Origin of the sequence: Cytobacillus oceanisediminis, from assembly GCF_003182355.1 — a bacterium.
In the GTDB taxonomy this organism is placed as follows: domain Bacteria; phylum Bacillota; class Bacilli; order Bacillales; family Cytobacillaceae; genus Cytobacillus; species Cytobacillus oceanisediminis_A.
This window is the reverse complement of the sequence record NZ_QGTW01000004.1, coordinates 291,983-309,929: the sequence shown is the minus strand read 5'-3', so window position 1 is coordinate 309,929 and position 17,947 is coordinate 291,983. Positions and strand designations below refer to the sequence as shown.

16 protein-coding genes, 1 pseudogene and 1 riboswitch are annotated in these 17,947 nt (G+C 40.2%); of the genes and pseudogenes, 4 read left to right on the top strand and 13 right to left on the bottom strand.

Annotated features, from left to right (window positions below; translation table 11 throughout):
- Window positions 1-53: 53 nt before the first annotated feature.
- Window positions 54-320 (top strand): DUF3055 domain-containing protein, encoded by a 267-nt coding sequence (locus DFO73_RS10405; RefSeq protein ID WP_110064716.1) that lies wholly within the window; start codon window positions 54-56, stop codon window positions 318-320.
- 120 nt (window positions 321-440) lie between these two features.
- Here DFO73_RS10405 and DFO73_RS10400 read toward each other — a convergent pair whose 3' ends face one another.
- Window positions 441-716 carry a YutD family protein gene (locus tag DFO73_RS10400; RefSeq protein ID WP_110064715.1) on the bottom strand — a complete coding sequence of 92 codons (276 nt, stop codon included), beginning with the start codon at window positions 714-716 and terminating at the stop codon, window positions 441-443.
- Window positions 717-883: 167 nt separating this feature from the next.
- Between DFO73_RS10400 and DFO73_RS10395 the strand changes: the two genes are divergently transcribed.
- A complete protein-coding gene (locus DFO73_RS10395; RefSeq protein ID WP_110064714.1) occupies window positions 884-1,570 on the top strand; it encodes a YhcN/YlaJ family sporulation lipoprotein in 687 nt (228 codons plus the stop codon).
- A 121-nt stretch (window positions 1,571-1,691) separates the two neighbouring features.
- Here DFO73_RS10395 and lipA read toward each other — a convergent pair whose 3' ends face one another.
- Complete coding sequence (lipA, locus tag DFO73_RS10390) at window positions 1,692-2,660, bottom strand: lipoyl synthase (RefSeq protein ID WP_375137317.1); 969 nt, start codon at window positions 2,658-2,660, stop codon at window positions 1,692-1,694.
- Between the two features lie 302 nt (window positions 2,661-2,962).
- Here lipA and DFO73_RS10385 point away from each other — a divergent pair, with 302 nt between their 5' ends.
- Window positions 2,963-3,955 (top strand): M23 family metallopeptidase, encoded by a 993-nt coding sequence (locus DFO73_RS10385; protein ID WP_110064712.1) that lies wholly within the window; start codon window positions 2,963-2,965, stop codon window positions 3,953-3,955.
- 53 nt (window positions 3,956-4,008) lie between these two features.
- Here DFO73_RS10385 and DFO73_RS10380 read toward each other — a convergent pair whose 3' ends face one another.
- Together DFO73_RS10380 and DFO73_RS10375 are read right to left on the bottom strand one after the other, a co-directional pair.
- Window positions 4,009-4,116, bottom strand: coding sequence for a methionine/alanine import family NSS transporter small subunit (locus DFO73_RS10380; protein ID WP_110064711.1), 108 nt, complete (start codon window positions 4,114-4,116; stop codon window positions 4,009-4,011).
- Complete coding sequence (locus tag DFO73_RS10375) at window positions 4,116-5,627, bottom strand: sodium-dependent transporter (RefSeq protein ID WP_110064710.1); 1,512 nt, start codon at window positions 5,625-5,627, stop codon at window positions 4,116-4,118. The genes DFO73_RS10380 and DFO73_RS10375 overlap by 1 nt, the downstream gene beginning before the upstream one ends.
- 532 nt (window positions 5,628-6,159) lie before the next feature.
- On the opposite strand from DFO73_RS10375, the gene DFO73_RS10370 reads away from it, so the two are divergent.
- Window positions 6,160-7,038 (top strand): YsnF/AvaK domain-containing protein, encoded by an 879-nt coding sequence (locus DFO73_RS10370; protein ID WP_110064709.1) that lies wholly within the window; start codon window positions 6,160-6,162, stop codon window positions 7,036-7,038.
- A 142-nt stretch (window positions 7,039-7,180) separates the two neighbouring features.
- Here DFO73_RS10370 and DFO73_RS10365 read toward each other — a convergent pair whose 3' ends face one another.
- The 9 genes and pseudogenes from DFO73_RS10365 to DFO73_RS10320 form a co-directional block, all read right to left on the bottom strand.
- On the bottom strand, window positions 7,181-8,761 hold the full coding sequence (locus DFO73_RS10365; protein ID WP_110064708.1) for a Na+/H+ antiporter NhaC family protein: 1,581 nt from the start codon (window positions 8,759-8,761) through the stop codon (window positions 7,181-7,183).
- A gap of 173 nt (window positions 8,762-8,934) precedes the next feature.
- Window positions 8,935-9,141: riboswitch (Lysine riboswitch) on the bottom strand.
- 67 nt (window positions 9,142-9,208) lie between these two features.
- The gene (yunB, locus tag DFO73_RS10355; protein WP_110064706.1) at window positions 9,209-9,955 is read right to left on the bottom strand and encodes a sporulation protein YunB; all 747 of its coding nucleotides are present in this window, start codon (window positions 9,953-9,955) and stop codon (window positions 9,209-9,211) included.
- A gap of 71 nt (window positions 9,956-10,026) precedes the next feature.
- Window positions 10,027-11,121 (bottom strand): HD-GYP domain-containing protein, encoded by a 1,095-nt coding sequence (locus DFO73_RS10350; RefSeq protein ID WP_110064705.1) that lies wholly within the window; start codon window positions 11,119-11,121, stop codon window positions 10,027-10,029.
- Between the two features lie 344 nt (window positions 11,122-11,465).
- On the bottom strand, window positions 11,466-11,768 hold the full coding sequence (locus DFO73_RS10345; RefSeq protein WP_110064810.1) for a YunC family protein: 303 nt from the start codon (window positions 11,766-11,768) through the stop codon (window positions 11,466-11,468).
- Window positions 11,769-11,897: 129 nt separating this feature from the next.
- On the bottom strand, window positions 11,898-12,743 hold the full coding sequence (locus DFO73_RS10340; protein ID WP_110064704.1) for a DUF72 domain-containing protein: 846 nt from the start codon (window positions 12,741-12,743) through the stop codon (window positions 11,898-11,900).
- A 502-nt stretch (window positions 12,744-13,245) separates the two neighbouring features.
- A pseudogene (locus DFO73_RS10335) lies at window positions 13,246-14,151 on the bottom strand (Ger(x)C family spore germination protein); the annotation flags it as partial.
- Window positions 14,152-14,169: 18 nt separating this feature from the next.
- Entirely contained in the window at window positions 14,170-14,415 is a 246-nt protein-coding gene (locus DFO73_RS10330) for a hypothetical protein (RefSeq protein ID WP_110064702.1), read from the bottom strand.
- Window positions 14,402-15,499 carry a GerAB/ArcD/ProY family transporter gene (locus tag DFO73_RS10325; protein ID WP_110064701.1) on the bottom strand — a complete coding sequence of 366 codons (1,098 nt, stop codon included), beginning with the start codon at window positions 15,497-15,499 and terminating at the stop codon, window positions 14,402-14,404. Before DFO73_RS10325 ends, DFO73_RS10330 begins: the two co-directional genes overlap by 14 nt.
- 336 nt (window positions 15,500-15,835) lie before the next feature.
- Window positions 15,836-17,401, bottom strand: coding sequence for a spore germination protein (locus DFO73_RS10320; RefSeq protein WP_110064700.1), 1,566 nt, complete (start codon window positions 17,399-17,401; stop codon window positions 15,836-15,838).
- Window positions 17,402-17,947: the final 546 nt, after the last annotated feature.

Here is a 17,947-nt window from a genome sequence, read left to right as displayed (position 1 = left end):
TACCCTGGCTGAATGGGCGCATATTATTATTCCACAAAGAGGAGAGTGCAAATATGGCTGAACGCTTTTTCTTATACGATGACCTTGAAAATACAAAAACCCGGTTTGTCAGCTTTATGGGTGAAAATCAACGATTTGATCTCGCAATTATTCGTTCTGATCGTTATTATGGCAAACAATTGGTCCTTGATATTCAGGGAAGCCGCTTCGCGATCATTGGGGAAGATGATTTGAATGAAGAAGGCTACCTGGAGCACGTATTTCAGCTGTCAGAAGAAGATGCTGAAGAACTGCGATCATTTCTGATGGAAATCGTTTAATATTAAATTATAAACAAATACTAAAAGAGAACCCTTGTATATCATGGGTTCTCCTTTTTTTTATTCTGGCTGAGTTAAAGCTCAATGCTGATTTTGGCATTTTGTTACTTGGGCCCTATTTTAGCTTTTTACCTTCTTAACAACAAAATAGGCACAGCCAAAGTTACAGAATTCATACAGATATTCTGTTAATGTACTGATTTTTGTATCAAAGGATGCTTTCTGATTCTGGTCATCAAAAAACCCCCGGAGACGAAGCTGGCCATAACCCCAGTCGCCAACAATGTAATCGTATCTGGATAGGATCTCACTATATCTCCCCCTGAAGGCTTCTTCATTAAAGCCGTCCCGCTGCTCCTCGATTACTTCATAACAAATATTGTTAATGCAGACCATCTTTTTTCACCTCAACTTAACAGCGTATGTACCAGTATTATATTGAAAAATAACGGGATATGAAAACTGATTCTGAATGTCCTACTTAAATTATAACTGATTCCCCATCAATTACTAAGAGAAAAAAATTTACGGCTGGCAATTCTATAGATGAGGAGGTGTTTACAGTGAAAAAATCACTAATCATTCTTGGAATTTGCGGTATGGCTGCACTGACAGCATGTCAAAACAATGCTGCAAGGGAAGATATTTACGAAGAAAGCGGCAATACCATTAACGTGAATGACCAGCGTGCAGATTTATATAACCGGGATATGGGCAACGGCAGAAACGGACGAAACAATGTAGGCGAAGACTTCGGATATGTTCGCCATCAAAAAAGCCCGATCATGGGGGATAATGTCTCCGCCGACCATTATGCTGCAATTGACCGCGAACAAGTTGCTGATATTATTGGCAAATACTGTACTGAAGTTCCAAATGTCGATGATGTTTCTACCCTTGTTACAGATGAAGAAGTCTTGATTGTGTATGATACAGATACTGAAAACCGAAATCAAACAGCCGACCAGATCAAGAAAATGGCTATGTCGGTTGTACCTAGATGGTACCATGTATATGTAAGCGATGACACTTCTTTAAGAAAAAATGTGGAAAACTTTGCAACTGTTGATTCTGATGGGCGCAATGCAGAAAACGGCATTAACCAGCTAATCAAGCAAATGCTGAATTCACCTCAGGGTGAAAAAATGAGTGAAAGCGAAAATGAAAACGGTGAAATGCAAGGAGAAAGAAATGATGATACGGATCAGGACGACCTTGGCGAGTCTGTCCGCAAAGCAGGAAGCCGTTAACAGAAATGCGGATAGGACGGTTTATCTCTTATGACCTTGAGCCGATGTTGCTCATAACTAGACAACAGTATTTTCAAAAAAAAGAGTCCAGCGATATGGCGCTGAACTCTTTTTTATTAGGTTACGCTTCCTTAACTTCTTGTTCTCCCATTAGCTGCTTCTGTTTGGAAGCGGCATTTACCTGCTCGTCTGCATGGTAAGAAGAGCGCACAAGCGGGCCTGCTTCACAGTGGCTGAAGCCTTTACTCATGGCAATTTCTCTTAGCTCCTGGAATTCCTCTGGAGTATAATACTTTACAACTTTTATATGTTTCTTGGATGGCTGCAGATACTGGCCGATAGTCATGATATCAACGTCATGTGCACGCAGGTCATCCATTACTGCAATAATTTCCTCTTTTGTTTCCCCAAGGCCAATCATTAAGCTGGACTTCGTTGGGATATCAGGCTGCATTTCTTTCGCACGCTTTAAAAACTCAAGAGAACGCTTGTATTTTGCACGGGCTCTAACTCTTGGTGTAAGACGTTCAACGGTTTCAATATTGTGGTTAAGAATATCGGGACGGGCATCCATCAAAGTTTTCAGGTTTTCGTAAACTCCGCCCATATCAGATGGCAATACTTCAATTGTAGTAAACGGGCTTTTTCTTCTGATTGCACGGACTGTTTCCGCAAAAACAGCTGCACCGCCGTCCTTAAGGTCGTCTCGTGCCACTGCAGTTACAACAGCATGCTTCAGGTTCATCAGTGCAACCGAATCTGCTACGCGTTCCGGCTCTTGAAGATCCAATTCTGTTGGAAGGCCAGTTTTAACCGCACAGAAGCGGCAGGCACGTGTACAAACATCCCCGAGGATCATAAAAGTGGCAGTTCTTCTTACTGCCCAGCATTCGTGGATATTTGGGCATTTGGCCTCTTCGCATACAGTATGTAGGTTTTTCTCTCTCATCATCTTTTTTAGGCCATTATAATTTTCGTTCGTATTCAATTTTATTTTCAGCCATTCGGGCTTGCGCAAGTACTCTTCTTTTTTGCTCATTTTCCCACTCCTTAGAAAATCATAAGCGCAGTTATCATGCGCCGAAGCTATACGTATTAAAAAAGCCAGTCCTAAAAAATTTCCGACTAAGCTGATTAGGCTTCACCTGATGCCACTTTATCATAATGAATTAAAGAGGACAAGCCGAAGATATTGGGATTACCATTAATTGATATTTATTAAATTTTCCATTACTCACAAACTATATTAAGTAAAACTTCACTCAGTGGTTTTTTCACTGAGTGTTAGTTGAACTTATCGGGCCTATACGGGCAGTTTCCCGCTTATAAAACTTCTAGCTATACTGCCCGTTAGACTGCGATAGGCAGACCATATAAGAAGGGAGGATTTCCGTGCGGATATTACTAACCGCTGCTGCGGCCTTATCGTTTTTTCTGACTTCCTTTTGTACAGTAAGCGCTCAGGAAAATCAGGCAGATCCATATAAGCAAAGGATGGAGCTATATAAAAAAGTTGAAGCCATCACAAATATTCCCTGGTACTACCTTGCCGGAATTGACCAGTATGAACGGAATGTCAGGCAGGCCAGAAGGGATATACCAAAAGCTGAGGGCATTACCGGGATTTATTTTAAGCCTGAAGAATGGGCAGGGATATTAAATCCAAATCCAAGTGATGAGAATCCTACATCCATTCAATTTTTTGATGGAATTGGAATCGACGGGGATGGGGACGGAAAAGCCAGCCTGAAAAGCGATGAAGATGTCCTTCATTCCTTTGCAAATTTCCTTCTCTCCTATGGTACCGACCATGACAATTTAAAAATCGGATTGTGGAATTATTATAAGCGCGATAAAACGGTTGGCATTATAATTGGAAAAGCACAAGTGTATAAGCACTTTGGACGCCTTAACCTTGATGACCACGCCTTTCCCGTTCCTCTAAGGAGCAATTACAGTTATAGAAATACATGGGGCGATGCAAGGGGCTGGGGCGGAAGAAGAATTCACGAGGGAACCGATATATTTGCCAATTACGGAGTTCCTGTCCGTGCCACATCCTATGGTATTGTGGAAATGAAGGGCTGGAACAAATATGGGGGATGGAGAATCGGCATTCGCGATATAAATAATAACTATCATTACTTTGCTCACTTAAGCGGTTTTGCCAAGGAACTAAAACTCGGGCAAATCGTTGAGCCGGGAATGCTGATCGGCGGAGTTGGAAGTTCAGGCTATGGCCCGCCGGGTACTTCAGGAAAATTCCCTCCTCACCTCCATTACGGTATATACAAAGATAATGGTTATACTGAATGGTCCTATGATCCATACCCGCACTTAAAGTTATGGGAAAGACAGGACAGGATAAAGGCAAGAAAAAAGTAGCATAAACTAAAAAGGACTGCCCTTTCATAAGGGACAGTCCTTCTCTTTTAATGCTACTTAGCTTTTTTTGCTTTAGCAACTGCATTCATAATACTAGCAGCAAGGCCGCCCCAAATAATGAGCATCCCAATCACCATCATTGTAATAGCGCTTCCGGACATTATTGAGATACCTCCTTGTTCTCAGGGATTTCAAGCGTATTTTTTTGCCATTTGATGGACATGAAGACAAACCCAAGGATAACCGCTCCGATCGCTACTCCCCAGCCGGAATATAGCAGGAAGCTGGTAGGGTATCCTTCATAATTGTCTTTAATATTGGTAATAATATTTTGAACCATCATATAACCTAAAACTGCTGGAGTAATGATGCCCAAGCATACTCTCCACCAGCCGCCAAGGCGGATGTCAGACATGCTGTCTGCATGGTTTTGAAGATTCTTAAGCTCTTTCAGTACCCAAGCCACAATTACAACTTCAACCAGGCCTGCAAGCGCAACGCCGAATTGGTTGATGAAATAATCGGCCGCATCAAGGAAGTATAAACCGCCCTGAGTGGCAAACAAGATCGAGATAACTGCAGATAATCCACCGCCGTATAAAACCGCTTTTGTACGGGAAATCTTGAATTTGTCCTGTACCCCAGCAACAAATGTTTCCACGATTGAGATTAATGAAGACAATCCTGCAAGCACTAAACAGATGAAGAACAATGAGCCAAAAAGGCCATTTAAAGCAGGGAATTCATTTATGATCTGCGGGAAGACAACGAATGCCAAACCTACACCGCCAGCTACAACTTCACTGACTGGAACTCCAGCTTGATTTGCCATAAATCCAAGAGCAGCGAATACTCCGATACCGGCAAGCAACTCAAATCCTGAGTTGGCAAAGCCTGTGATAAAGGCATTGTTTGTAATATCCGTTTTCTTTGGAAGGTAGCTTGAGTAAGTTACCATGATCGCAAAGGCAATGGATAAACTGAAGAAGATTTGTCCATAAGCTGCTACCCAAACTTTTGGACTGGCGATCTGGCTCCAGTCAGGCTTGAAGAAAGCATCAAGACCCTGTGCGGCACCTTCCAATGTAAGGGCGCGAACTACGATAATTAAGAATAAGATAACAAGTGCAGGAATAAAGATTTTGTTCGCAATTTCAATTCCTTTTTTAATACCTTTAAATAGAACACCAAGTGCAATGACCCAAACGATAACCAATGGAATGAATACGCCTGGAACAATTGATCCAACCTGGCCAGGAGCTTCAGCTAAGTTCAAATAGCTTCCGAATAGGAACCCTTCTGGATCATCTCCCCATTTCAGGCTGAATGAAAAACCTGCAAATGACATTGCCCAAGCAATGATAACTGCATAATAAGTGGAAATAACAAATGATACGGCTACCTGCCACCAGCCAATCCACTCGTATTTTTTGCTTAATCTTGCGTAAGACAGCGGTGCAGATCCGCGATATTTATGGCCGATTGTGAATTCCATGACAAGCAAAGGAATCCCTGCTGTCAATAATGCAAATAAATAAGGAAAGAAGAATGCTCCTCCTCCATTTTCATAGGCTACTGCCGGGAATCGCCAAATGTTTCCCAAGCCGACAGCCGAACCTACAGCAGCTAAAATAAAGCCTGCCCTTGTACCCCACTGTGGACGATTATCCATAGTATTTTCTACCCCCTGTAAATAAATTACTTTTTTCCCAATTAAAAAGAACAATGGGAACTTTTTATATTTTCAGATAATTCTATCTAACATAAAACTAGTATAGCTATTTTTTTAAATTCTGTCAAAACATTATTTTGGCAATAATGATATTTTTCGAAATCCTTTAATCAAACACTCTACTAAAGTAAATCTTCTTTCAAAATTAGTATTTTTCTATTTTAATTTTCAGCAAGACCCACTGCTCCAGGAGCTATTTTACAAAAAGTTAATCTATTTAAGTTTTATCTTTTGTCCACACCTCCTTTATTAAACTTTATTCCCGCAAATCAAAAACTTTCATTAATTATTCAGAAAATTCAAATGTTAACCTTGTAATTTCTATATAATAGCTTACAGTCAAAATTTTGGACTAGTTTCCAATATTGTCCTTGTTTGGTTTATCAAGACCCGGGAATAAAACCAATGTGCTTCACTTTATCAAACACAAGTAAAGCGTAGAGCGCAACTTTACCTATGGGAGGTTATACAAATGGATGCCAATATTATCGGAGTTTATAATTCACAGCGAGAAGTAGTAGATGCAATTCAAGAATTGCAGAATGACGGATACCCGGTTCAGGACTTATCCATCATTGCGCAAACAGAACATCTAGATTCATCTCTTGAAGATAAAACAGGTGTTCACACAGAGACCTTCGAAACAAAGGATAGGGACAGCAGTGAAAGCGCAGGATTCTTAAACAGCTTAACATCATGGTTTGATGATGATCGTACAAATCAAGGATCTACAGTGGAAAAATTCAGAGAACTGGGCATGTCTGACGATGAAGCCCGCAAATACGAAACATATGTGAATGAAGGAAAAATCATCTTATATAGCGACAGAATGGATACCGCAACAGGGTTCACAACAGGCGGAACAACTGAAGCTAGAATGGAAAGCACTTATACTGATGGTTATGACCAGCGAAATGGTCTAATTGAAGATGAAGAGCAATCACTAAAGCTTCGTGAAGAACAGCTGGATGTGACGAAGAATCGTGTCCAGGCTGGAGAAGTGGAACTCCATAAAGATGTTGTTGAAGAACAAAAAACCGTCAACGTGCCGGTTGAGCATGAAGAAGTATATGTAGAAAGAAGAAAAGTGGATGATCCGACTGCAGCAAGTACTTCACCAATTGAGGATGATGAAACGATCCGTATTCCGATTACAGAGGAACGAGTGGAAGTTTCAAAAAAACCTGTCGTAACGGATGAAGTTGTTGTCGGCAAGCGTGAAGTACAGGAAACACAGCAGGTAACGGAGAATCTAAAAAAAGAAGAAGTTCATCTAGAAGGCGGCCGTGAGTACGTATCTGAAGAAGATAGGGACTTTCCGGTTAATAGAAGAGATAACGATAAATTGTAATAGGGTAAAGGGTCTCCGTAAAGGAGATCCCTTTTTATGTGGCAAGGGGGCTTACAATTTAAACTATATCTGGATGAAATAAAGGTTACCCATATAAAAAGGCTCTCTCACAAAGAGAAAGCCTTTTTTAAAGAGATATATTTTAGCTTGCCGTTTTTTCTTGCATTGTGCCATCTTTTTTATTGCCTGCTGCCAATGCGAAGGCAATTACCAGGATTGCAACAGCCAGCAATGCGAAGATCGTACTTCCTGTAAAACCGATGATCAGGTATCCGACAGATGCGATCCCTGCTGAGATCAGCGCATATGGAAGCTGCGTCATCACATGGTCAATATGGTTGCATCCCGCCCCTGTTGAGGAAAGAATGGTTGTATCAGAGATAGGTGAACAATGGTCGCCAAATACTGCCCCTGCAAGCACTGCTGCCATTGCCGGCAATAATAGATTGATGTCCGTAGCAGCAGCAATATCACCCGCGATCGGAAGCAGGATGCCGAATGATCCCCATGAAGTCCCGGTACTGAACGCCATGATTCCTGCAATAAGGAATAGGATGATAGGAAGCCATGAAGTACTCATATTTGAGCTTTCAACAATCCCGGCTAAGTATGTCCCAGTTTCAAGACGGCCAATCAGATCAACGATCGCCCAAGCAAATAATAAGATATAAACGGCCGGAAGCATGGACTTGATGCCTTCCCATACTCCTCTTCCGAAAACATTTGAATTAATTCCTTTTAATACAAACGCCTGGCGGAGGAATAAAGCCATTGTGACAAATAGCCCAATTAGTCCTCCAAGGATAAGTGATTTCGAAACATCTGTGTTTTCAAAGATTTGCAAAATCGTTGCGTTTCCTTCAACTGCTTGTGAACCCGTCCAGATCATAGCGCCTACTGTACCAATTACAAGAGCAACAATTGGCCATACAAGATCACCGACAGAGCCTTTTGTGCTTGTTGGAAGGTCATCTTTTAGTTCACCAGGTGCAGGCTTATCGGGATCCATGACTAACCCTTCTTCAACAGCACGCTTTTCATGAACCTTCATTGGCCCGATCTCAATTCTTCTTAATGCTACGATAAACACAATAGCCAAAGTAGCCCAAACATAAAGATTCATAGGAATCATCTGAATGAAAGCCGAGAATGCAGAATACTCGGTTACATTATGGGCAGCAAGGATTGTACCAATTAAAGCAATGATGTATGCTCCCCAGCTTGAAACCGGCGAAACAACACAAACAGGTGCTGAAGTTGAATCAATCAGGTATGCCAGCTTTGCACGGGATACACGCTGGCGATCCGTTATAGGACGTGAAATCTGCCCGACTGCCAGAGCATTGAAATAGTCGTCAATAAAAATGATAATTCCTAAAACAGCTCCGACAATCTGTGCGCCTGCACGGGTTTTTACCCTTTTCATCGCCCATTCGCCAAATGCGCGGCTTCCACCTGAGATAGATATAAATGCAGTAATAACTCCTAATACAAGCAAGAATAATATAATATAAACATTCCAGGTGTTTAGCTCTCCGTCTGAAACAAAAATTCCTTTTACTGCATCAAAAATAATGCTAAATGTTTCTGTAATGCTGAATTCAGCCAGTAACAGGGCTGCTGTGACGATCCCCACTCCCAAAGATAGCAGAACGCGCCTAGTCAGGATGACCATTGCGATTGCTACCAGTGGCGGCAGCAGGGAGAAAATCGTGTTTTCCATTACTTGTCCTCCTCTTGAATTGGATATAGTGTCCAGCTCCAGGCGCCGAAAAGCGGGCGCCTGGAGCTTTTCGCTAGGGGGAACAACGTGGATGATGACAGAGTCAAAATAAAAAAGAGCAACGATAGAGAAAAATCTATCATTACTCTTTTGAAGTAATTAGTTTCTCCATCACGATCTGTAGCTCCCCATTATGAAGGCTTTTACAAAGTATATTCATACTTTCCCCCCATAATGACAGTGTTACTCCTATTCGAAGTAACCCCAGCAAAATAAGTGTTGACCCATTTATTCTGCTTCGGCAAAATTCCCTTTCAGCTGCGGTCATGGTTGTCATCCTCACACAGCTTACTCTTGAATCCTGCGCCTCTACCCCATCGGATATGATAAGGTTTTTATGCAATTGTATTTAAAAGTATAGCAAAATACTAGTATCTTGGCAAGCTTTTATTGTCCTGCAGGAACCTCTATGGAAGGTGAAGTATCACCGCCGCCATTATAAAATTGCGGAACCTTTCCTGGGTAAATTCCATAAGCTGCAAGAACATCTTCCTGAACAGTAATAATTTTGGTCGCAAAAGGAATAATGATTTGAACCTGTACATCCAAACGGACCAATACCTTCACCTCTACATTATTGATGCCGTGGTCCTTTGTTTCGGTAATGAAATTGGATGTAACAGAACCAACCGCATTAAATTTGACCGGTATCCTCGGTCCCAAGTTACCAAGCAACGCATTATTGGTTGCCTGGCCAAGCGGCACATAATATACTATCCCATTTGAACTCTGCTTTTGTTCCGTATTAATTTCAACATCTGTAAAAGACTCTAACGCATCAAGATCTCCCTTCTCTGCTTTCTTAATATTATCCTGAACGAGCTCTGTCACTTCCGCTTTCACTCTATTCAGCTTTTCGACATTGATGCTCACTACTCCGCTCTCGCTAGCTTCAAACATATCTTCCAAATCCATAACATTTGTTATTTTTTTATTAATCGCATTATTGATAACCAATGATGCAATTTTTCTTGTCTGAGAATCGGCATAGCTCATGAGTGTGGGTTTAAGTCCTTCATTGATAATCCATAGGCCGGCAGCTGTTGAAAAAACAAAAAAGACGAAGGTCAGCAGAAAAACATACCGAAACGGCAGAGGACCTTTCCGGGGCAGCCGGCCGCGAAATTTTGCCAAAACAAATCCCCCCTTTACAAGCTATATGTATGCTGTAAAGGAGGGAACTAGGCTCAAAAATCCAAAATAGTTTATTGTTTTACAAAAGTAGTATCACAGCCTGTGATCACGAAATTCAGCTCAGTCCTTAAATCCACTTCATACGGGTTCGTACTGCTGCCTTTTTCCTCTAAAATGCGAATAACCGGTCTGTCGCTCAACCCTGGATTTTGCCTGCAGACTACCCCTTTTCTTCCGTCGTTTAATTCTACCGTTATTCCCACTGGGTAAATCGCAACCGCCTGGCGAAAGGACTCGATTAGCTTTGTTTCAAAAAGCGTACCTGCTCCGCCATATAAAATCTCCAAACCCTCATGCGGAAGCATCGCCTGCCTGTAAATACGGTTGGAGGTTACCGCATCAAATACGTCCGCTACGGCTATAATTTTTCCATAGTCATGGATCTGTTCCCCTTGCAGGCCTCTCGGATAGCCTGAGCCATTAAGGCGCTCGTGATGCTGAAATGCACAATGGGCAACAATAAGCGGTATAGTCTGGACTCCCCTTAAAATATTAAAGCCCTCTTCAGGATGTTTCTTTATCTCACCAAATTCCTCAGCGGTTAATTTGCCTGGCTTTAGCAAAATATCGGCAGGAATCCTCATTTTTCCGACATCATGCAAAATAGCCCCCAGGCCTAAAGTTTCCAGCTCCTTTGGCGCCATTTTCATCTCCATCCCAATCGCCAGAGAATAAAGGGTTACATTAAGGGAATGGGTGAAAATATAGTGATCATAGGTATAAACATCAGAAAGAATCGTCAGCAGCTCTTTGTTTCCCCTTACTTCCCCCAGCAGCAGGCGGATTAATTCAGAGAACCGCTTAGAAGCTTTCTCAATCACTAAGGAGCTTGTTAAATTTCTGTCTTCCTCCACTTGCTGGAAAACGGACTCAATCGTTTGAATGGCCTCCTTGCGTATTTGGGGCGGAAGAGGATCCTTGTATTTAATATCCTCGGTGCGGTGATCCTTTACATAAATATAGGCGATCCCCATTTCCTGCAGCCTTCTAATCAGCCTCTCAGCCAGTTCCACCCCTTCATTCAAGAGAACCTGCCCTTTATCATTATATATAGCCTTGGCCAGAACGCTGCCAGCCTCAATCGTTTCCGTTGCAGCTAATCTCATATGTATCTCCTGTATCCATTTTTGAAGTTGCACCCTTTTTAATCATATCGGGTCTTTATTGGGTTTATTTACATTATACGACAAAATTTTCAAGGTTCGGGTGAAAGGGTGCGTTTTATGTATGAAAGTTGGCTTGTTATGTTCAATGAGATGGGCGAAAGCTTATATGTAACTTTTCTGCCGGATTTTTGGGTGGTTTTTGGATTTATGTGCGCATAGCTGGGGTTTATATGCGGATAAAAAATTTTTATGTGCGGATAAATTTATTTATGTGCGTTTAGGCATTATTTATATGCGGTTAAGCTTTTTCGAATTGAAAAAGGCAGCCCTTATAAGGGATGCCTTTATAGCATTTTCAGAAGGGCTTCCCTTCCGATTGTTCCTTTATAGATGCCAAGCTCTTCAGCTTCGTAAGTGACAGACTCGAGAGGCGCATTTAGCAGCTGCTCAATGGTCTTTACGCCAACTGCCCTGCCAGCTATGACTTTGCGGTCCTTCAGCTTCTCATTAAGCAAGCCGACATCCAGCGCACCGCACATAATATATCCTTTATCATTGGTTACAACAAGTAAATTCGTTTTCGGCAATTGTACCGAAACACTTAAAAAAGTATGGCCATCTATATCAATCGGCTTTAAATCAATCAATTTTTCCGCCACTCCTTTCCCTCTTTCATTACAAAATATGTGCGGACAAGGAAAAGCGTGTATTTTAAAAGCGAAAAGTACCAGGTACCTATACCAGTTGGCTGAAGTGGTATAGGTACCTGGTACCGTTTAAAATAAATCGAGCTGTCTGGGAGCCAGTTGTCCGTATTCGATGTTTAGCAGATCAATCATGTGCTTTGCATTGTCTGCGGCGTCTCCGCCAGAGTTGTTGTTGAATACGACAAAGACGTTTTTGCAGGTCTTCTCGAGCTCCCTTAAATGGGACGCCCATTCGGTTAGCTCCTTTTCGTTATAGCGGTAAAGATAGCGGACTTCGCGCCAGTTATCGGCATTCTTCTTTTGCCACCCATGTAAGTTTCGGCCATGGAAGCGAACAAGCACTTTGTCAGGGCTGGACGTTTCCAAAACGGTTGGAACAGAGCCCTCGCCTGCTTGCGGCTCATCGCAAATGCTATGAATCCAGCCTTCCTCTCTCATAAATCTTAGTGTACTTTCCCTAAATTCAGGCCTGAACCAGGATTGGTGCCTGAATTCAAGCGCACATGGAATGTCATCCATCTGCTCCTTGCACCAGCGCAGGTAGTCTACATTTGCCTTTTTGCAATCAAACCAGGGCGGGAACTGAAACAGGACCATGGCAAGCTTTCCAGCTTGGATATATGGCTCCAAAGAATCTTTAAAGGCCTCAAACATCTCTTCTTTGTTTTCAAAGGGGATTTCTCCCCTTTGGTGGCCTGTCATGCCCTGATACGCTTTTACAATGAATTGAAAGGATGCTGGAGTGTCTTTTACCCATTTGGAGGAGTTCCTTTTCGGCTGCACCGCATAAAAAGCAGAGTCCACTTCAACCGTCGGAAAATGGCCTGCATACTCCTTTAATTTATCTCTAGGTGAAATACTGCCTGTATAAAGGCTATCGTGATCGCCCCAGCCTGTGACACCAATAATAATCATGGAAACACCTCTATTTTCTTGATGTATTCTAAAGAACGGGTCCTCTTCAATAAATAAAGTTGTATTTTAGTATTAAAAGTCTCTTAAGTAGAGGATTTTTTAAAAAGCTCCAATTTTAGCCTTTAAATGCCTCCATTATAAGTATAAGGAAGGCGTTTTTTCAGAAAAAAGGTAATATATCCTCAACTTTAACAATTTTATCGTCAACTTTCAAAATATATCATCAACTAGGGAGGTATCATCAACTTTTTCAATATATCAGCAAATAAAAATGAGTCAAGCAGACTTACTAAAGGCCCACAAAGCTGCTTTTTATATGCAAACTACAACCTCTTATCAATTAAAAACCCGCTTACCATGCTGGTAAACGGGATTTAATAAAAATATCAAGTAACCAATGGGACATTCCATTTCGAACTAAAGTAAAACTATTTAAGTTGAAGTTTTCTTGAATTGCACTTGACTCCATCATTATACAATGCAGATTTAATGACTCTTATTCCTATTTATTCATTTTTCTACCTTGTGTCTGGAATTGTCCAATCTTAACTTTCACATTAATATCAATTGAAGCTTCAGGAAACCGTTCTTCCCAATCTTTTTTTACTTTTTTCCACACTTTAGGTTTATTGATTCGTAAACTTTCTCCAAATCCAGCGACATCTACTTTTAAGTCTTGTTGGGTCTTGGTTAGTCCTGCTTCCATTAATCGCTTAAATTCTCTTTCAACCTCCTTTTCAGCATTCCGAATAAACTCCTCCTTAAAGGCATCACTATTTGGAATCCAATCTTCAGATAATCGTCCTTCGGTATTAATGTTTACTGTAAACGAAATATCCTCTCCATTCACCTTAGGCTTAATTGAACTTTTTAAGCTATCAATTTCATATGCAATGATTTTGTCCGTTTCTTTATCAACTCCTGTTACAGCACCAGCTGTAGCTTCACCTGTAATACAATTAATGCCAAACGTTTCATCTTCATCTAACTCCCCAATCATTTTCTGTGTTTTCCCTTTAATAACTGCTGCTCCAATGATTTGAACTTCCTCTTTATGTTTTTGCACTTTTTGAACCATAAAACTTGAACTGGCCGACATTTTTTCCGAGAAATCACCTAAGGATAGTTTCTGGGACATTTTTGCAGTTTTCGTTTCCATATTTTCCGTTATATACAATAGATTTAAAGCAGGAATTGGATCTTGCGCTCCTTTTAAGCTTAATATCTCACTTGCTTTCTCCTCTGAAATCAATACGTGAACTGTCCGTCTTATTTCATGATCGCGAAAGAAAAAATTCATTAACTGAAGCAAATTAATGGATTGGGCCGCTTCTTTACTGATTATCAATACTTTTAAATGGGAATAATTCGGACTGCGACTTGAAATTGTGGAGGCTTCACGGCCCCCTTCAAATAAAGAGGTTTCCTAAATCGTTAAATTGTGAAAAGCCTCTTCTTTAGTGCCGCCTCCATTCTCACCAGCCAACGCTTTTGGTATAACAAATTGAATTGTAAATTCAGGAGTTTGGCCGTTTATTGAATTTTCTTGATTATCCACTCCGACTCCCACAGCCAGACCTATATCGTCAATTTCAATGCTGTCCCAACATCCTCCGGTAAAAAGGATCGACATGCAGCAGCATATCATAAAGCCTTTTTTAATTCTTCGCATTTCGTTTCCTCCTTATGAAGGCAATCAATAAAAAAAGGACCGGGATAACTCCTGCAACTGCAATGGACATATTGCCAATAAAATCACCTAATTTAAAAAGCCTATTTATATCTTCTGGATACATCGCACATATGTATATGACTGGGACAAGACCATACACGAAAGGTTTGTACGTTCTCTTAAAAGCTTGACTTAAACCTAAACTCGCTAAATAAAAATTCATAATAAAGGATGTGAACGTTGTAATCACCCAAAGAATGATAAAAAAACTTTCAAGCCTTTCTAAAAAAAACAATTTCATTTCAATAGATTTGACAAGTTCTATCGTCGGCCATGTTAACAGCCTGACCTCATCAACTGTTAGCGCACCAATAACAGCTACCACAATTAAAATATAGAAAAATACTGTGATAAGTAGTCCCACGGCTGCAGCTTTCATAGCTTTTTTCGGTTGTTCCATATACGCCATTAAAATAAGATAAATTTCTGCTCCAGCAAGAGATAATGTTGTTGGCTTAACCCCTTTAATTACTGGTTTAAATCCTTCCCCTAAAACAGGGCGAAGATTATTGAAGTCAATATTTGTTATGCTAATTCCAATCATGAATAGAATAAATACCAAAACAACCGGAAAGTAAATTTGGAGTAATTTAGCAATAGAATAAATGCCACTAATCACGATATACACACCTACGCTGATATATACGATAATCATTACTCCTAACGGAGTTTTATCTAACAAATAAGCACGAAGCACTTCAGCCATTGATCGCGCCTGATATCCTGCAAGTAATATAAAATACAAAATGATAAATAGATTACAAACCAATCCTGCCGATTTACCAACCAAAATGGGACTAAATTGATAAATCGTGATTCCTTTAAATTGAAGACATACCTTTGTTATAAAAAAAGCAACAACAATAGATATACCACCACCAATGATCATACTAATCCAAATATCAGGCGTTTGAACTTCCTCTGCAAGAGCGCGGGGTAATGTTACAATACCAACACCAGTGATCGTCATGGTTAAAGCGATTGCTGCTTGGGTAGATGAAATTTTTTCATTTGAACCATCCATTGCGACCTTCCTTTCATTTTATGTGGCTTTTTTTATAACTGTCACGACCTTTTCTTCTTAATTAATGCACGAATCCAAAAACTTCAAACATGATCTCTGAAACAAATGCCAATTTCCCAATATAGTCGCGATATTTAAAAACACCATTGATATCTTTTGGATTCATCGGCGATATGTAAATGAACGGAAATCCCATACGAAAAAGCATTGGTTTAAGCCATTTAATACGGGTTTTAGCCCATCCCCTAACAGAGGACGGACATTATTGAAATCAAAATTAGCGACATTCTTAGACAAACATTGCAAGAAAAAAAACAATTTTTATCTATAGAATGATTATTTAATTCGAGTAGAGTCTTTTGGTTTTAACATTTCAGGTCTCTGTTTTAGAACTTTATATGGTAACCGAACTAGTGCATCCTTCCAATCTTTGACTTGATATGGAACAAATGGAGAGGTATATTCCACACCAAAACTTTTAAGCTTGACAAGATGAATCGATAAGGCAATCGCGAACATAATAATTCCATATAACCCTAAAAAAGCAGCTGAAAGCATCATTCCAAAGCGTAAAATACGAATCGCTATCCCTGCCCCATACTGTGGTATAGAAAAGGATGAAATTGCTGTTACTGCCACAACAATGACCATCATTGGGCTAACTAATCCCGCTGTAACTGCAGCCTCCCCAATAACAAGCCCTCCTACAATTCCAACTGTTTGTCCTATTGGTTTTGGAAGCCTGACTCCTGCTTCCCGTAATATTTCAATTGTGACTTCCATCATTAATGCTTCCACAATGCTCGGAAAGGGAACCCCTTCACGGCTTCCGGCAATCGAGATGACTAAATCTGTCGGAATTAACCCTGGGTGATATGAAACAAGTGCTACATATAAAGAAGGACCGAATAACGACACAAATATTGCTCCAAACCGCATGAGGCGAATAAGCGTACCAACGAACCACCGTTCATAATAGTCCTCTGGCCCCTGAAGAATAGACGTAATCGTGATTGGCAGCAGCAATACAAAAGGAGTTCCATCAACTAAAATTGCGACACGGCCTTCTAGTAATCCACTTGCTACTTTATCTGGCCTTTCAGTTGTTAGGAGTTGAGGAAACGGTGATAAAAAGTCATCTTCAATGAATTGCTCAATAATCCCAGATTCAAGTGTTTGGTCAATATCAATTTTTTCTAAACGATTTTTAACCTCTTTAATGATGCTGTCATTTGTAATATCCTTCATATAAGTAACGATAACAGTAGTTTGACTTCTGCGTCCGATTGTATATTTGTCTAATACTAAATTTGAGTCTTTAATCCGCCTTCGGATTAAAGACATATTTACAAGAATATTTTCTACAAATCCTTCTCTTGAGCCCCTAACAGTAGCTTCTGTAATTGGTTCTTCGATTTGACGTGATGGCCAATTTTTTGTTCCAAGTAAAAGGGATGTATCAACGCTATCTAGTAATAATGCGGTATCTCCATTCAAAATGTCCATTACGCATTCTTCTATATTTTTAATTTCTTTAACATCTGTAAGCGTTACAACATGGTCTTTAATGGTTTCTTTGATATTAGAGCGGCCGGCACGATCTTCTTTTTCAAAGCATTCTCTTTTTTGAAGTTCAAACATGATTGACTTTAATATTTGCTCATTTATTTGCTCTTTATCGGCAAGCCCTTTAATAAATACGACAGCTGCATAGACGTTATATATGTCAATATAAAATTTACGAATGGCGATATCTGGATTACTTCCTAAGATATTTTGTAATTGCTCGAGGTTATAATGCAAACTCGATGAAAAGGATACATCCTTTCCATGTTTCTTTGCTTGTTGATGAGTATTTTTCGTCACTTTATTCTTTTTTTGTAACCAAGTCCATCGATTCATCATCCTCACCTGCTTACGTGTAATATTTTTCGAATCGGTTTAAGGTTACTTTGAATTTGAATGTGGAATTTTATTTGAGAGAGGTACTAAATTCTTAATTAGATTTAGATGATCGTAACCATTTTGAAACTTTGGAAATCGAATAGGGAATAATAAAGGCTAAACAAGCACCTAAGAAATGTTCCCATTTTGGAAGGAAAGAAATTATTTTTTCCATAAACTCATCACCTGTTTTCTATTTTCACCTAACACCTTATTTTTCATGCATTTCCATAATCTCAACTAAAGAAAAAGGATAAATCAAATAGATTTTGGACCATCTAACATTCTTTTGATTTTTTTCCTGCTAACTAGCCAAACTGAAATCCTGGATATCTCAGATAAATGAAAAGATTGCGGCTTTTCATTAAGCCATTCTCTTATATGTTTTCCCGTGTTCTCCTCAGCTTCTCAGGTATCTTTACCTTCCCACCTATCTCCTTCATTCCACTGTGCATACATTTCATCGCACTAAAAAACCCGCTTACCATGCTGGTAAACGGGTTT

Coding starts and splice junctions, on each gene's coding strand:
- DFO73_RS10405 (WP_110064716.1), top strand. CDS start 54: ATGGCTGAACGCTTTTTCTTATACGATGACCTTGAAAATACAAAAACC.
- DFO73_RS10400 (WP_110064715.1), bottom strand. CDS start 716: ATGGTCTGCATTAACAATATTTGTTATGAAGTAATCGAGGAGCAGCGG.
- DFO73_RS10380 (WP_110064711.1), bottom strand. CDS start 4,116: ATGTCCGGAAGCGCTATTACAATGATGGTGATTGGGATGCTCATTATT.
- DFO73_RS10375 (WP_110064710.1), bottom strand. CDS start 5,627: ATGGATAATCGTCCACAGTGGGGTACAAGGGCAGGCTTTATTTTAGCT.
- DFO73_RS10370 (WP_110064709.1), top strand. CDS start 6,160: ATGGATGCCAATATTATCGGAGTTTATAATTCACAGCGAGAAGTAGTA.
- DFO73_RS10365 (WP_110064708.1), bottom strand. CDS start 8,761: ATGGAAAACACGATTTTCTCCCTGCTGCCGCCACTGGTAGCAATCGCA.
- DFO73_RS10350 (WP_110064705.1), bottom strand. CDS start 11,121: ATGAGATTAGCTGCAACGGAAACGATTGAGGCTGGCAGCGTTCTGGCC.
- DFO73_RS10340 (WP_110064704.1), bottom strand. CDS start 12,743: ATGATTATTATTGGTGTCACAGGCTGGGGCGATCACGATAGCCTTTAT.
- DFO73_RS10330 (WP_110064702.1), bottom strand. CDS start 14,415: ATGCGAAGAATTAAAAAAGGCTTTATGATATGCTGCTGCATGTCGATC.
- DFO73_RS10325 (WP_110064701.1), bottom strand. CDS start 15,499: ATGGATGGTTCAAATGAAAAAATTTCATCTACCCAAGCAGCAATCGCT.
- DFO73_RS10320 (WP_110064700.1), bottom strand. CDS start 17,401: ATGAATCGATGGACTTGGTTACAAAAAAAGAATAAAGTGACGAAAAAT.